This window comes from Shewanella sp. GutCb (assembly GCF_002836135.1).
Lineage (GTDB): Bacteria > Pseudomonadota > Gammaproteobacteria > Enterobacterales > Shewanellaceae > Shewanella.
In genome coordinates this window covers 1-234 of the sequence record NZ_PJBL01000099.1, presented here as the reverse complement: position 1 = coordinate 234, position 234 = coordinate 1, and the positions used below count along the sequence as shown (strand labels likewise).

Annotated in this window: 1 tRNA gene; it reads left to right on the top strand. The window is 44.9% G+C overall.

Annotated elements, in window-relative coordinates:
- Positions 1-101: 101 nt before the first annotated feature.
- Positions 102-178, top strand: a tRNA-Asp gene (locus CXF86_RS20140).
- The last annotated feature ends 56 nt before the right edge of the window (positions 179-234 follow it).

Sequence of the window (234 nt, the reverse complement as noted above, 5' to 3'; positions counted from 1 at the left end):
TTTAGCTTAATCTCTTATAAAGAGGTAAAGCGAGTCTACTAACCTTTGACACGTTAGCGACTTTAAAAGAATTTAGCATCATGCTTCGGCTTTTTGCTAAAGGAGTGGTAGTTCAGTTGGTTAGAATACCGGCCTGTCACGCCGGGGGTCGCGAGTTCGAGTCTCGTCCACTCCGCCAACATTACGATAAGCCCTAGCAGCAATGCTAGGGCTTTTTCGTGTCTGTTTTTTATG